Source organism: Dorea chungnamensis, assembly GCF_039832125.1.
GTDB lineage: Bacteria > Bacillota > Clostridia > Lachnospirales > Lachnospiraceae > JAFBIX01.
Genome location: NZ_JBDOHT010000006.1, coordinates 63,083 through 77,662, shown reverse-complemented (window position 1 = coordinate 77,662; position 14,580 = coordinate 63,083). Strand labels below are relative to the sequence as shown.

At 41.0% G+C, this 14,580-nt stretch carries 13 protein-coding genes; 1 reads left to right on the top strand and 12 read right to left on the bottom strand.

Annotated elements, in window-relative coordinates; all coding sequences use genetic code 11:
- The 3 genes from ABE613_RS06980 to pth are packed head-to-tail and all read right to left on the bottom strand — an operon-like array spanning nt 1 to nt 5,063.
- Entirely contained in the window at nt 1-1,080 is a 1,080-nt protein-coding gene (locus ABE613_RS06980; protein WP_347376015.1) for a peptidyl-prolyl cis-trans isomerase, read from the bottom strand.
- Nucleotides 1,081-1,131: 51 nt separating this feature from the next.
- Nucleotides 1,132-4,476: a transcription-repair coupling factor gene (mfd, locus tag ABE613_RS06975; RefSeq protein WP_347376014.1), complete on the bottom strand. Its 3,345-nt coding sequence runs from the start codon at nt 4,474-4,476 to the stop codon at nt 1,132-1,134.
- A 2-nt stretch (nt 4,477-4,478) separates the two neighbouring features.
- The gene (gene pth / locus ABE613_RS06970) at nt 4,479-5,063 is read right to left on the bottom strand and encodes an aminoacyl-tRNA hydrolase (protein ID WP_347376013.1); all 585 of its coding nucleotides are present in this window, start codon (nt 5,061-5,063) and stop codon (nt 4,479-4,481) included.
- Nucleotides 5,064-5,200: 137 nt separating this feature from the next.
- Between pth and ABE613_RS06965 the strand changes: the two genes are divergently transcribed.
- Nucleotides 5,201-5,635 (top strand): FMN-binding protein, encoded by a 435-nt coding sequence (locus ABE613_RS06965; protein ID WP_235232218.1) that lies wholly within the window; start codon nt 5,201-5,203, stop codon nt 5,633-5,635.
- 31 nt (nt 5,636-5,666) lie between these two features.
- Here ABE613_RS06965 and ABE613_RS06960 read toward each other — a convergent pair whose 3' ends face one another.
- The 9 genes from ABE613_RS06960 to ABE613_RS06920 all read right to left on the bottom strand — a co-directional run bounded on the left by ABE613_RS06960 (nt 5,667) and on the right by ABE613_RS06920 (nt 14,578).
- A complete protein-coding gene (locus tag ABE613_RS06960) occupies nt 5,667-5,930 on the bottom strand; it encodes a glyoxalase (protein ID WP_235232227.1) in 264 nt (87 codons plus the stop codon).
- A gap of 33 nt (nt 5,931-5,963) precedes the next feature.
- Nucleotides 5,964-6,611, bottom strand: coding sequence for an HAD family hydrolase (locus ABE613_RS06955; protein ID WP_347376012.1), 648 nt, complete (start codon nt 6,609-6,611; stop codon nt 5,964-5,966).
- Nucleotides 6,612-6,742: 131 nt separating this feature from the next.
- Entirely contained in the window at nt 6,743-7,519 is a 777-nt protein-coding gene (gene sigG, locus ABE613_RS06950; protein ID WP_347376011.1) for an RNA polymerase sporulation sigma factor SigG, read from the bottom strand.
- Between the two features lie 206 nt (nt 7,520-7,725).
- Nucleotides 7,726-9,339: an MBL fold metallo-hydrolase RNA specificity domain-containing protein gene (locus ABE613_RS06945; protein WP_347376010.1), complete on the bottom strand. Its 1,614-nt coding sequence runs from the start codon at nt 9,337-9,339 to the stop codon at nt 7,726-7,728.
- Between the two features lie 49 nt (nt 9,340-9,388).
- Nucleotides 9,389-10,129, bottom strand: a complete 741-nt coding sequence (gene sigE / locus ABE613_RS06940; protein WP_347376009.1) for an RNA polymerase sporulation sigma factor SigE — start codon at nt 10,127-10,129, stop codon at nt 9,389-9,391.
- Nucleotides 10,095-10,922: a sigma-E processing peptidase SpoIIGA gene (locus tag ABE613_RS06935; protein WP_235232213.1), complete on the bottom strand. Its 828-nt coding sequence runs from the start codon at nt 10,920-10,922 to the stop codon at nt 10,095-10,097. The genes sigE and ABE613_RS06935 overlap by 35 nt, the downstream gene beginning before the upstream one ends.
- Nucleotides 10,923-11,334: 412 nt before the next feature.
- Nucleotides 11,335-12,576 (bottom strand): cell division protein FtsZ, encoded by a 1,242-nt coding sequence (ftsZ, locus tag ABE613_RS06930; protein ID WP_235232212.1) that lies wholly within the window; start codon nt 12,574-12,576, stop codon nt 11,335-11,337.
- A gap of 137 nt (nt 12,577-12,713) precedes the next feature.
- On the bottom strand, nt 12,714-13,460 hold the full coding sequence (locus tag ABE613_RS06925) for a cell division protein FtsQ/DivIB (protein WP_235232211.1): 747 nt from the start codon (nt 13,458-13,460) through the stop codon (nt 12,714-12,716).
- A gap of 35 nt (nt 13,461-13,495) precedes the next feature.
- Nucleotides 13,496-14,578 (bottom strand): FtsW/RodA/SpoVE family cell cycle protein, encoded by a 1,083-nt coding sequence (locus ABE613_RS06920; protein ID WP_331473062.1) that lies wholly within the window; start codon nt 14,576-14,578, stop codon nt 13,496-13,498.
- Between the last annotated feature and the right edge of the window lie 2 nt (nt 14,579-14,580).

The following is a 14,580-nucleotide window of genomic DNA, read 5'->3' as shown; positions in this document are numbered from 1 at the left end:
TTATTCTGCTTCTGTGCCGGAATCTTCTGACTCATCAACATCATCTGTCTGAATAGAATCTGCATATGGTTCTTCGGATTCTTCCTTAATCGTAACACTCAAATCATTAAAATCAATCTTCTTCCATACCTTTTTATCGACATTAATATCTGCATCATCCATCCACCCATCACAGGTCTCTGTATATTTCTCCTGCTGTCTCTGGCTGATGATTTCCTGCTTCTTACTATTCGTTGCATCCTGATCAAAAAGACTGGTCACTTTTGCAACATAACATCCGCTATCCGTATCTATAACCCCTGTTATCTCTCCTTCATTCAAAGCATCCGCTGCTGCAACCAGATCTGCGGAAGGTGATGTACTGTCTTTATCAAAAGTCGCCGTAGATGTCTCAAGTCCCTGTTCCTGGGCATATACATTGAAATCTTCTGCCGCTGCAGCCCCTTCTGCAAAACCTTCTGCCTGCGCCTTCACATCTGCCTTTTCATCATCAGTCATATCCTGAGTGGTTCCATCTTCTGCCGTGGTAGTATAAGAGAAGTATACATATTGCATGCTCTTCTGTGCTGCTTCTTCATCTGAAACCTCTGTATCTGCAGTTGCCTGAATCGCATCTGACATCTTCTGCTGAATAGCCAAAAGCGTCATCACACGCTTTACAGCCTTCTCTGTACCAGATACCTTCTCCTTGTCCTCCAATGCATTTGCCTCATCAAATTCCTTGGCTGCATCTTCAATTACTTGCTTCTCTTCATCAGAAAGAGACACATCATATTCTTCCATATGTTCTTCAAGAAGAACCATCTTTTCCAGTTCTTCCAAGACACTGTCCTTGACAGATTCTTCGTACGTCTTACCTTCTTCTGCTTCTGAACTCCACATATCGTCTCCCAGATAAGCTGAATAATAAGTCTCATACTGAGCCTGCATGTATCTCGCATAAAAATTAGCAACATCTGCCGTAATCTCTGTATCGTTCACGGTGACAACCACATCATCATCATTGAATGAGCTGCATCCGGTAAGAGATGTCAACGCCAACACCCCCGCCATTGCAAGCATCAATATTCTTCTTTTCATATCTGTATATACCCTCCTTAGTACCATTAACTTATTTATTATATCCTTTTTTTACGTTTCAATCAATGCTTTCATTTCAATTAACACTTTTTTCACAACCGATAGTGCATCTGGCGCTTTTTCTTTTTTATTGCGCTTCTTTTTCTCATAGATAAAGCAAGGATTGACCGCATCAGCTTTTATGATCAGCTCTCCTTTGAATTTTTCCAGGAATTCCGGAATCTTCTGGGTCTGAATTTTTGCTTTTTCATACATGGTAAATGTATAGATCTCTCCCTTTTGCTCTACAGCGGTGACATATACATTGTGCGCCATTGCTTTTAAACTTGCCACATCCAATAATTTTTCCACTTTCTTCGGAATATCTCCAAAACGATCTATCAACTCTTCCATCATGTCTTCTTTTTCTTCCTCGTTTTCTATGGCCGCTATCCGCTTATAAATATCTAGCTTCTGGTACTCATTCGGAATATATGAATCCGGAATATAAGCATCCACATTCAGATCCATCGTTGTCACAAAGGTATCTTCATCCATCTCACCTTTCAGATGTTTCACAGCCTCATTTAACATCTTACAATACAGATCATATCCTACTGCTTCCATATGACCGTGCTGCTCTGCGCCAAGAAGATTCCCTGCTCCTCGAATCTCCAGATCTCGCATTGCAATTTTAAATCCTGATCCCAGATCGGTAAATTCCCGAATTGCAGATAATCTCTTTTCCGCCACTTCTTTCAGCAACTTATCCTTACGATACAGGAGGAATGCATAAGCCATTCGATTCGAACGTCCGACTCTTCCGCGAAGCTGGTACAGTTGTGACAATCCCAGGCGATCTGCGTCATGAATAATCATCGTATTAACATTGGAAATATCCAGACCTGTCTCGATGATTGTCGTCGATACCAGCACATCAATCTCTCCATTGATAAACTCATACATAATCTTCTCCAGCTGATGTTCCCGCATCTGTCCATGTGCATATTCCACCGTAACATCTGGCACAAGCTTCTGAATTCTGGCTGCAACTTCCGCAATATCCTCGACCCGGTTATACACATAGTAGACCTGTCCTTGTCTGGAACATTCCCTTTCAATAGCTTCTCTTACCATCTCATCATTATATTCCATTACATAAGTCTGAATCGGCATACGATCGTTCGGGGCTTCTTCCAACACACTCATATCACGAATTCCTATCAGGCTCATATGAAGTGTTCTGGGGATTGGCGTTGCTGTCAACGTCAGTACATCTATATTCTCTTTTAATTTTTTAATCTTCTCTTTATGCTGTACACCAAAGCGCTGCTCTTCATCAATGATCAGAAGACCCAAGTCTTTGAATTTCAAGTCATCTCCCAATACCCGATGAGTACCGACAATGATATCTACCAGTCCTTTCTTCGTGTCCTCAATCGTCTTTTTCTGCTGAGCAGGAGTGCGAAATCTGCACATCAAATCTACTCTGACCGGGAAATTCTTCATTCGCTGTGTAAATGTATTATAATGCTGCTGTGCCAATATTGTAGTTGGTACCAGATAGACTACTTGCTTATTCTCCTGAACCGCTTTAAATGCAGCACGGATCGCAATCTCTGTCTTACCATACCCTACATCCCCGCAAATCAGACGGTCCATAATCTTATGACTCTGCATATCTCGTTTTACAGCTTCAATCGCCAGTAACTGGTCTTCTGTTTCCTCAAATGGAAACATTTCTTCAAATTCCCTCTGCCAGACGGTATCTTCCCCATACACATAACCGTCCTGATTCTGTCTGGCTGCATAGAGTTCAACCAGATCCTTTGCAATTTCTTTTACCGCTCCCCGTACTCTCGTCTTCGTCTTATTCCAATCCTGGGTTCCCAGACGGTTCAGTCTTGGTTTCTTTGCATCCGCACTGGCATACTTCTGAATAAGATCCAATTGAGTTGCCGGAATATAGAGATTCCCACCTTGCGCATAAGAAATCTTCATATAATCTTTTGAGATCTTGTCTACTTCAATCTTCTCAATTCCCTGATAGATTCCCAGTCCATGGTTCTCATGTACCACATAGTCTCCCGGTTTTAATTCCGCAAAGCTCTGAATCTTACGGCCTTCGTAGACCTTTCTCTTCTTCTTTTTTCTAGTCTTACCAAATATATCCGTCTCTGAGATGACAGTAAACTTAAGGAGTGGATATTCATAACCTTCTGCTACATATCCATATGCCGTCATAATCTCCCCCGGCATGACTTCCCGATTCATCTCTTCGCTGTAATAACTACTAAGATTATAATCTCTCAGATCTTCTGCCAACCTCTTTGCCCGGGTTCTGGAACCCGACAACAGAATGACTCTATATCCATTTCGCTTCAATCGCTTCAGATCCTGTGTCAGCGCATCAAAACTACTATTATAGGGATTCACACTCTTAGTCTGAAGACTGTAAGATGCCCGAACTTCCAAACCTTTGCAACGCATATCTAACGAAAAAAAACCGATGCTGCTGTAACCGTTCATTTTCTTCAGAACTGCTTCCGTCTGATACAGCTTGACTTCTCCTTCTTCCAGCTGATATCCGCTTTCCAGCCTGTTTTTCTGTGCCTCCATAAATTCTTCTTCTACACCTTGTCCTTTTTCCAGAAGGCGGACGGGTTCGTTTAAGAAAAGAATCGTCTGATCTGTCGGAAAATAATCTAAAAAAGATACTCCTTTTTCCCCCTCCTGTGGAAATTCCAATGCAGGGCAGATGGTTACTTCTGTCAAATTCTCAATGGATCTCTGGCTCTCTACATCAAATGTACGAATCGAGTCCACTTCATCTCCCCACAATTCAATACGAACCGGAAGCTCCTCAGTCAATGGATAGACGTCCAGAATTCCTCCCCGAACTGCAAACTGCCCTGGCCCTTCAATCTGAATTTCCCGATCATATCCAAGTGCTACAAGCTTCTTCTGCATTTCTTCCAGGTCAATCACACTGTCATTGGAAATATGGAGCATCCTCTCTCTAATAACCTCTTTTGGGAGCAAGGAATCCATAAAAGCATCGAAACTGGTCACAACAGTCATCGGTCCTCCCGCAACGATCGCCTGAAGCACCTCCATTCTCTGTCTAATCAACTCCTTGCTTCGAATATCCGCCTGATAAAACAACAGATCTTTCGCTGGATACAGATAAGTCTCTGCATCTATGAACCGATACTCCTCATAGACTTGCTTCGCCTTAGATTCACTGGAACAAGCGATGACTTTGTAATGACAGCCATCGCTCAGCGCATACATCATATGGGATTTCTGAGAATTGACACAGCCACATACTCGTATCATTCCCGGTGCTTTCATCCTTTTTTTACTAATCTCTTCAAACTCTGCTAATTCATTCAATGGCCTGATTAAGGCTTGCATATCTATGCCTCCTTAGGCTTTACTTTTCTGTTATATTCATTCATAGCAGCTTCCATCTCTCCGTCAAGGAGCATCTCCACCGCCTTTACTGCTTTCTGGTAACCTTCTTCCATCAGCTCACGCTCTGCTTTTGAAAAATGACTGAGTACATAATCTGCAAGATCATACTTCTTCGGTTTCTCACCAACCCCCACTTTAATTCTCGGAAAATTCTGTGTACCCAGATTCGCAATAATATTTTTAATTCCGTTATGTCCGCCGGCGCTTCCTTTTTTACGAATTCGCAGCTGACCGACATCCAGACTGATGTCATCATAGATTACCAGCAGTTCATGTTCCACATCAATCTTATAATAATCCACGAGCCCCCGTATACTCTCTCCACTTAGGTTCATATAAGTCTGAGGTTTAACCAGAATAACCTTCTGCCCTTCAATCATTCCTTTTCCAATGAAAGCACGGCTCTTTCTCGCATCTACCGATATATTATATTTTTCCGCCAATGTATCTATGACATCAAACCCGACATTATGTCGTGTTCCTTCATACTGTAATGTGGGATTTCCAAGTCCTGCAATAATATACATCTGTTTGTCACCTCGTAATTTTATAGAATTTTAATAGAAATCGTAGTTTTTTATTATACAAGAAGCCATGAATAATTTCCACTCTTTTCTCATACATTATAGAAAGTAACAATTTATCCATAATACAGGAGGTCTCTATGAGTTCCAAAACCAAAATCGTCGTATTGCATATGAAGGAAATCATCTATACCTTGATTTTTGCTGCGCTTGCAGTCATATTAATTCTACTTTTGGTATTTATGTTCCTTCCCAAACATAAAGAAGCAAAATCAAACGAAGCAAAATATATGCCAGGAGTCTATACGTCCACACTGTCATTAAACAATACTGCACTTGAAGTAGAGGTAACCGTCGACGAATCCCATATTAACTCTATTCGTTTCTCCAATCTTGACGAAAGTATTTCTGCAATGTATCCTTTGATTCAACCTACGATAGAAGATATCGCAGAACAGATATACAACAATCAATCACTAGATAATATCCAATATTCTGAAGATAATCCATATACTTCCCAGATGATTGTAAATGCAATCGAAGAAGCATTGAAAAAAGCCGAAACTTCTGAATAGCTTCGGCTTTTTCAATGTAATCTTCATTCTATTATCCTTCTACGATCAGATATCTTCCACCCGGAATAGAAAATACCTCCGACGCTTCTTCCAGCTCTTCTTCCGACATTCCATCCACATCCATGCCTTCTTCTTCAAGAAATTCTCTGACTTCTTCAATACTATCGACTACAACCGCCATACAGTCTTCCAGAAACGCTTCCGCTTCTTCCAGCGTCTCCGCAACCGGCTCATCAAATAACTGTGCCTGATTCTTAAGAAATGTCTTCAGGCAATCTTCATCGTACTCATACATTTTCACAAAATCCTCCCTTATTCCGTTTTTTCTTTAAACGAACTGCAATAATTCTTCCGGGCTGCCAATAATAGTATTGGCTCCTGCAGTTTCTAACACTTCCTTCGACCGGAACCCCCACGCCACGCTGATAGTACGCAGTCCCGCATTCTTTCCCGTTCGGATATCTACTTCAGAATCTCCCACATAGAGGCATTCCTCCTGTGACACGCCCATCTGCTCCATCAGATAATTAACACCTGCCGGATCCGGCTTTCTCGCGATCTCTTCCTTCTGCCCTTGTGCAAAATCAAACATCTCCTCGCCAAAAACCTCACGAACCACCTTCACCGTCTGCTGATGCGGCTTATTCGACAAAACCGCCAACTTAATCCCCTTATCCTTCATACTCTTCAGCATCTGGACGATTCCTTCATATGGTGTTACATGATATGTACAATTCTCATCAAATATACGTCCGTATATCTCCATAGCTTCTTCAATTCTTTTTACATTCTCTTCTCCCGTTGCCCGAAGCGAGCGCTCCATCAGACATCTTGCTCCATCACCTACAAACCGGCGACATTCATCCGTCGTAATCTCCGGAAGATCCATTTCCCTTAAAGTTGCTTTTACAGAATACGCCAGAGATTCCAATGTATCTGTCAATGTTCCGTCTAAATCAAATATACAAGCCTTCATAATACAAATCCCTCCATGCACTAATCATAGTATGTGAGGGGTAAAAATGCAAGTGGGGACGTAGACTTTTGAAAAAAGTCTACGTCCCCACTTGCAAAATGTGGTGTACCTAATCGACAAACAGGGTGTACCTAAGTGAGGTACTGTCTCATAATCCTCAATGCATTTTTTTCCAGACGGCTGACTTGTGCCTGCGAGATTTGTATCTCTTCTGCTACTTCCATCTGTGTTTTTCCTTCAAAAAAACGCAGTTTTATAATGTACCGTTCCCGTTCTCCTAAGTGTTCCATGGCGGCTTCCAGGGACAGATCTTCGACCCATTTATCTTCTTTGTTCTTGGTGTCACTAATCTGATCCATAACATATAGCGCATCTCCTCCATCATTGTATACTGGTTCCTGAAGACTCATTGGCACTTGTATGGCGTCCAGCGCAAAAACTATGTCTTCTTTAGAGATTCCAATCTCTTCCGCGATCTCCTGGACAGTTGGCTCTTTGAGATTGCGTTTGACATAATTTTCTTTTGCATAAATAGCTTTGTACGCAGTATCACGAAGCGAGCGGCTGACGCGGATAGAATTATTATCTCTCATATATCTGCGAATTTCCCCAATGATCATTGGCACAGCATAGGTGGAGAATTTGACGTCTAATTCTGTATTAAAATTATTGATTGCTTTAATCAGACCTATGCAGCCAATCTGAAACAAGTCATCTGGATTCTCATTACTTCCTCCAAAACGTTTGATTACACTCAATACCAGTCTTAAATTCCCTTTGATATATTCTTCTTTTGCCTCTGCATCCCCTGCTTTGATGCGCGCAATTAAAGCTTCCTTCTCCTCTTCATTCAGGATTGGAAGCTTTGCCGTATTCACACCGCATATTTCAACTTTTCCCTGTGCCATAATTGAGCCCTCCTACTAGATGAATAAAGTAATTTTTCTCTAGTAAAATGATTCTCATTATGCACTTTCGTTATTCTCCATCATAGGAAAATAAAAAAAGTTTTACTCCTTGACAAATATGTATCTCATAATATATCCCATTATAACAGGGGCGCATATCATCTATGCGCCCCTGTTCCCGCTTATCATCCACTCACTATGGCAACTTATTCTTCTCGATCCCATTTATCTGCCAGATTCATAATCTGACTCTCAAATTTTGCCAGATCTTTATTCGCAAGACCTTCATTCTTATATACAACTTCAAGCAATCTCTTCGCAGCAGCAACAACACGATTAAAAGCAGAAACAGCCTTTGCCCTGGCCGGCTTCTCCACAGCCTTCTTCGGAACCTTCACTCCTTCTGTAAGGATCTCGTTGGCTGCCAGATCTACCGCACCGCCAGAATACGGAGCAAATGCCGGACATCCAATGGTCTCCTCCACCAGACTTGCAAAATGATCCGTAACCGTATCCTCACCATGTACAACAATGACACGCTGTGGCTTCTTCTCAAATTCTTTCAGCCAGTCCAGAAGGCCATTCATATCTGCATGACCACTGATTCCCTTCAAAGATTCAATGCGGGCATTCACCGTAATATTCTCTCCGAACAGCTTGACACATTCCGCTCCCTCAATCAATTTTCTGCCCAAAGTTCCAATCGCCTGATATCCCACAAAACATATCGTACATTCAGATCGCCACAGATTATGCTTCAAATGATGCCTGATTCTTCCAGCCTCACACATACCAGATGCCGACAAGATAACTTTTGGCTTGTCATCAAAATTGATCATCTTCGATTCTTCACTGGTAATCGTTGTCTTAAGCCCTGGGAAAACCAATGGATTAATCCCTTGTTCTACCAATGCCATAGCATCCTCATCAAAGCATGACTTTACATTTTTATTAAATACGTTAGTCGCTTCAATTGCCAATGGACTATCCACATACACTTCAAAGCCAGGATATTCCGGAAGGAGATTCTTTTCTTTAATCTCACGGATAAAGTATAATATCTCTTGCGTCCGCCCCACTGCAAAGGACGGAATCACCACATTACCGCCTTTTGCAAATGTTTCTCGAAGAATCCTGGTAAATTCTCCCACATAATCCGGGATCTCATCCCCATGTGTACGATCCCCATAAGTTGATTCAATGACCACATAATCAGCCTCTGCAACTTTTTGTGGATCTTTGATAATAGGTTGATTTCGATTTCCCACATCGCCGGAAAAAACAATTTTCTTAGAAATATCCCCTTCTGTAATCCACACTTCGATACTTGCAGACCCCAGCAAATGGCCTACGTCACAAAAGCGGACTTCAATCCCTTCACACAAAGTAATCTTCTGGTCATAATCACAAGGTGATAACAACTGAATTGCAGCATCTGCATCTGCCATGGTATACAACGGTTCATACACTTCCGCGCCGCTCCTCTTGGCCTTACGGTTTCGCCATTCAGCTTCAAACTCCTGAATATGTGCACTGTCACGAAGCATAATATTACATAAATCTGCCGTAGCAAACGTTGTTACGATCTCTCCTTTAAATCCTTCTTTACACAAGAGCGGAATTTTACCAGAATGATCGATATGTGCATGAGTCAGAAGTATATAATCGATCTCTCCCGCTGTGACAGGAAGTTCCTGATTCTCATAGAGATCTGGCCCTTGTTCCATACCACAGTCAATCAGAATATTCTTTCCACACGCCTCTAGCAAATGACAACTACCGGTTACTTCATGGGCTGCTCCGATAAAGCTAAGTCTCATAAAACCAACCCCTTTTTGTTTTCATTATACACCTTTTCTGTAAGAGTTGCTATGAATACTTTACCATTTCGCGTCTTAATCTCTGCATGATCTTTTTCTCTAATCTTGATATATATGACTGAGAGATACCGAGCATATCCGCCACTTCTTTCTGCGTTCTCTCTTCGCCATCCGGCGTCCCCAGGCCAAAACGCATCTGAATGATCGTACGTTCTCTTCCTGACAGTCGGTTAATTGCCCGGATTAGAAGTTTTCTCTCCACTTCATTCTCCAGGTCCTTATATATTGTATCCTCTTCCGTTCCCAGAATATCGGACAACAATAATTCATTACCATCCCAGTCTACATTCAAAGGCTCATCAATTGAGACTTCCATCTTCGTCTTATTATTCCTTCTAAGATACATCAGAATCTCATTTTCGATACATCGAGAGGCATATGTCGCAAGCTTAATATTCTTATCCGGATTAAACGTATTAATTGCTTTTATTAATCCAATTGTACCAATAGAAATTAAATCCTCTACACCCACTCCTGTATTATCAAATTTTTTTGCAATATACACTACCAGCCTCAAATTGTGTTCAATCAGAACCTTTCTCGCCTGTTCATCATCTTCAGATCCCAGATCATTGATTGCAGCCATCTCCTCATTACTGTCCAAGGGAGCCGGCAGAATGTCCGATCCTCCAATATAATGAATATCTTTTTTATCCGGGAAAAAGAATGTACGAAAGTCCGGAACTACCTTCAGCTTAAATTGATGCGGCACTGCCACTTTTATCACCATAATCGATTCCTCCTATTAATATATCAGGATTCAGAATCATCTGATAATCATCCGCTGTCAGATCTTCTTCGGAAACTGCGACCAGCGGTTCTGCAATCCAGAATCTTCTTTCTTGGCAGACATACATCCCATCCAGACGGATCAGCGGCATAACTCCTTCGGAACGTCCAATCGAATGATACGGAATATAGCGAAGTTTTGTCAGATTTTCTTTCCCATACAAAACACGGATTACTTTCTGGTCAACAATACTGACCGGACCTCCTGTAATCTCATCTCTTAGACAATTCCCGGTATCTATCAGCGCCTCTACCTGACATTGTCTTTTGCCATTACAGAGAATTACTTTTACGCGACTTTGCTTTCTCCGTGCCAGATAGCTGATCAGGCTCCAGATTCCTGACACTACATAATAACTAACAATAGCCAGAACAAAGAAAAGGCTTCCTATTCGTACATATTGTCGAACGCACAGTAACACTCCTCCGATCAGGAAACCGCTAACATAGATCAGAATCCAAGTTCTTATCAATTCACGCCACTGCCTGATTCCAAATCCTGTTTTTATCATTGCAACACTTACCAAACCATGGAACAGTATGAATTTCATGAATGTATTGTTCAATGGAACCACTACGATCAGACACGTAAGAAATGCACCTGCCACAGCCGCCAGACAGACACGCCAGGCAGGGACAGAACATCTTATCATCTTACGAGTAATCATCAGTACAAGATAATCCATCATAAAATTCACCATAAAGAATACATCTATGTATAATTCATAGTACACGCTCCACCTTCTTTCATTTTCATCACCGGTTTGGTACATCAGCAAAATTTATTATACGAGTCATCTCGAAAAGATTTTGTCAGATGATGGAGTGGATTTTGATTTTCGTTCGACAGTTCCTGTGAACCACAAGATATAGATTCAGAAAAGTCATTTTGGGGAATTCTATTTGTAGAAATACTATATTTGGTATACTTTTTTGGCACAAAAGAAAGAATTTTGAAAAGAAAAAGAGGATTTTTTGGCGTTTATTGTCATTTCTTCCCGAATATTTTTCCTGGTGGAAATGATACTTTCCACAACCGTAAAACTTCTGCATCAGCTGATTCTTCAAGCTATACAGCAATAAAAAAAGAATGTGCCAAAGCACATTCTTTTTTTATAATCTAATGAATTACTTCTTAATAATAAATTACTTCTTAAAGAAATCTGGTATCTTAATAGACTGTTCTTTCACTTTGCTGGTTGGTGTTCTTGGTGTATCCAAAGTAGGAGTTGTACCTCCTACTGGTCTTCTCGGAGCAGACGTTGTTCCACCGCCCTGTGTAGGAGCTGCACCAAAATCTAATCTTGGAGAAGCCTGAGAGCTGCGTGGCGCAGTCTGACCAGCTCTTTCATATACCTGTGATGCTGCTGCATTATGTGGCATTGAAGAAACTCTCTGGTTTTCAAGTCTTGATTTTAATTTCGAAGCACTTCCGCCTACATTATGAAGGCCTGTTGCAATTACTGTAATCGTTGCTTCATCAGCTCTGGAATCATCATACATTGCACCAAAGATAATATTCGCATCTTCTCCTGCAAGTTCTTGTACATACTCAGCCGCATCAGATGCATCCATAAGTGTGATATCACCAGATACATTAATAATAACATGAGATGCGCCTGCAATCGTTGTCTCAAGCAACGGACTGGCAACTGCCTGCTTAACAGCTTCCAGTGCCTTGTCATCACCACGTCCCTGTCCAATACCGATATGTGCAATACCTTTATCCGTCATAACAGTCTGAACATCCGCAAAGTCAAGGTTGATCAGTGAAGGTACATTGATCAGGTCTGTAATACCCTGAATACCTTGCTGCAATACTTCATCTGCTTTCTTTAAAGCTTCTGGCATAGTCGTACGTCTGTCCACAACCTCCAGCAATTTATCATTCGGGATAACAATCAATGTATCGACGCTTTCTTTTAACTTTTCAATTCCAGCAAGAGCATTATTCATACGTGTCTTAGACTCGAAACGGAAAGGCTTCGTTACAACACCTACAGTCAGAGCACCCTGCTCTTTTGCAATCCGTGCAACTACTGGTGTAGCACCTGTCCCGGTACCACCGCCCATACCGCAAGTTACAAATACCATATCTGCTCCCTTTAATGCTGCAGATATCTCTTCTGCACTTTCTTCTGCTGCTTTCTCTCCGATTTCAGGTCTTGCACCTGCACCAAGTCCCTTGGTGATCTTGTCCCCGATCTGCATTAATGTTGGGGCTTTACATAATTGAAGCGCCTGCTTATCTGTATTAATAGCAATAAATTCGACACCGGCAATCTGCTCGTCAATCATACGGTTTACAGCATTATTACCGCCACCGCCGACTCCAACAACAATTATTTTTGCCGCTGCTTCTGATTCATTCGTTTTAATTTCTAGCAAGGGTTTCTCCTCCTTTGTTATCCTTATTATATATTATACATCCCATACATAAAGCAAATGAAATGAGTTCAGTTTGCCATATATACTATATAATAAAGACTTTCGTACAAAATATCAATAGAATTTGGCTATTTTTCTTAATTTTCTTCCTGAATTTCTTCCTTGTCAAAGGTTATTATTGTATTATTCTCAGAATAATTTTCCAGATGAAGCGTTCCCGGCTGATCACCCAGTTTTTCTATAATTGGTTCAATCTGGGCAATCTGCTCAGAAGATACATTTTCCCCCAGATTAACACATATATTTCCTATATATAGATAGATTGCATCATCCTTACACACAATCCTGTCTGTAGTCAGATTGTATTTTGTCACTTCCTGCGAAGTCTCCAATATTTCTTCAAAAATGCCAACATCATCACTTTTCAACTTATGATATAGCTTGATGTCTTTCACTTCAATTCCTTCAATACACGGTAGTCCTTCTATCAGAGAAGGTAACTCGGCCACTACCAGCCCTTCTTTATCAAAATAATCATAATGATCACCGTTTTGAACATATCCTACGATTGTCTTTTCCTTTACCGTCACCTTTAACGCCCAGGGAGATTTCAAACTCACTTTCATGCTTTCAAAACATGGTAGTTCTTTTCCATATCCCAAAGCATATTTTCCGACAATATACAGTGTATTAACAGAATATTTATCATTTTGCACTGTATCCACAATCTCCTGGTCAGAACAATATTCATTCCCACTGACTTCTATCTCTTGTACATAGAAAAGAATTAATATACCCAACGCGATAATTGCAACACCTAAAACCAACACAATAAATGCATATAGTCGGTGCGTCTTCTTTTTTTTCTTTTTTGTCTCTCCCATTATTATGCTCCCTTTTGTCTGCTTACTCTTGTGTTTTATTTTACCAAAGATGATACACTTAGTACAAGTCCCATTTCAAAAAGTAAAAAAACCACGGACGTTCCTCCATAACTTATAAATGGAAGTGTAATTCCAGTATTCGGAATCGTGTTGGTCACCACTGCAATATTCAATATCACCTGGATCATCATATGCCCCATTGCACCCGTAGCAATCAATGCTCCAAACAAATCCTGAGCATGAGTGGCAATCACAAAAAAGCGCCAGATCAGAATCAAAAACAGAATTAGTATGAATCCAGCCCCAAACAGCCCAAGTTCTTCGCAGATGATTGAGAAGATCATATCATTCTGTGCTTCAGGCACAAACCCAAGCTTCTGAATGCTATGCCCCAGACCTTTTCCAAAGAGTCCGCCTGACCCAATTGCATACAGTCCCTGGAGAGTCTGATATCCTTTTTCATAAGCTTCTGGATTTCTCCAAATTGCCAGTCTCTCTAGTCGATAACTTTCCAATCCCAGAAAAATAGTCATAAATCCTACTCCAAGAACACCCATGACAACAAACTGTCCATACTTCGGACTCGCCACAAACACTAGAATCACCGCTATTCCCAGAATAATGATTGCTGTACTCAAATTGCTGGCACCCACCAGTGCCACAATTGGCAGAATCATCACGATAATCTTAATCATCGTTCGCATCTTTCCCATATTTTGAACATTTTTTGTCACCATATATGCGAGGAAGAGGATCACTGCTACTTTTGCAAATTCTGACGGCTGAAAAGAAAACGGGCCCAAAGACAGCCATCTTTTGGACCCATTATATTCATCGCCTATAAACAAAACTGCTATTGACAATAAGATTGCCGTAAAATATCCAAGAACTGCCAGATGCTTCCATATATGATAATCCATATTCGAAGCCACAAACATTCCGGCAATTCCAAGCAGTGTTGCAAAAGCCTGCTTTTTCAGATAGTAAAACGAATCATGGAACTTTACTTCTCCATTATATGCACTCGTACTATAGAGGATCACAAGCCCCATAATAACGAGCAGAAATAACGCAGCAAGAAGTGTATAATCATACTTTTTCCTGTTCAATAGTGTCAATC

Bases quoted from the DNA above. Each gene is read 5' to 3' on its own strand.
- ABE613_RS06980 (WP_347376015.1), bottom strand. From the start codon at position 1,080: ATGAAAAGAAGAATATTGATGCTTGCAATGGCGGGGGTGTTGGCGTTG.
- mfd (WP_347376014.1), bottom strand. From the start codon at position 4,476: ATGCAAGCCTTAATCAGGCCATTGAATGAATTAGCAGAGTTTGAAGAG.
- pth (WP_347376013.1), bottom strand. From the start codon at position 5,063: ATGTATATTATTGCAGGACTTGGAAATCCCACATTACAGTATGAAGGA.
- ABE613_RS06965 (WP_235232218.1), top strand. From the start codon at position 5,201: ATGAGTTCCAAAACCAAAATCGTCGTATTGCATATGAAGGAAATCATC.
- ABE613_RS06960 (WP_235232227.1), bottom strand. From the start codon at position 5,930: ATGTATGAGTACGATGAAGATTGCCTGAAGACATTTCTTAAGAATCAG.
- ABE613_RS06955 (WP_347376012.1), bottom strand. From the start codon at position 6,611: ATGAAGGCTTGTATATTTGATTTAGACGGAACATTGACAGATACATTG.
- sigG (WP_347376011.1), bottom strand. From the start codon at position 7,519: ATGGCACAGGGAAAAGTTGAAATATGCGGTGTGAATACGGCAAAGCTT.
- ABE613_RS06945 (WP_347376010.1), bottom strand. From the start codon at position 9,339: ATGAGACTTAGCTTTATCGGAGCAGCCCATGAAGTAACCGGTAGTTGT.
- sigE (WP_347376009.1), bottom strand. From the start codon at position 10,129: ATGGTGATAAAAGTGGCAGTGCCGCATCAATTTAAGCTGAAGGTAGTT.
- ABE613_RS06925 (WP_235232211.1), bottom strand. From the start codon at position 13,460: ATGGGAGAGACAAAAAAGAAAAAAAAGAAGACGCACCGACTATATGCA.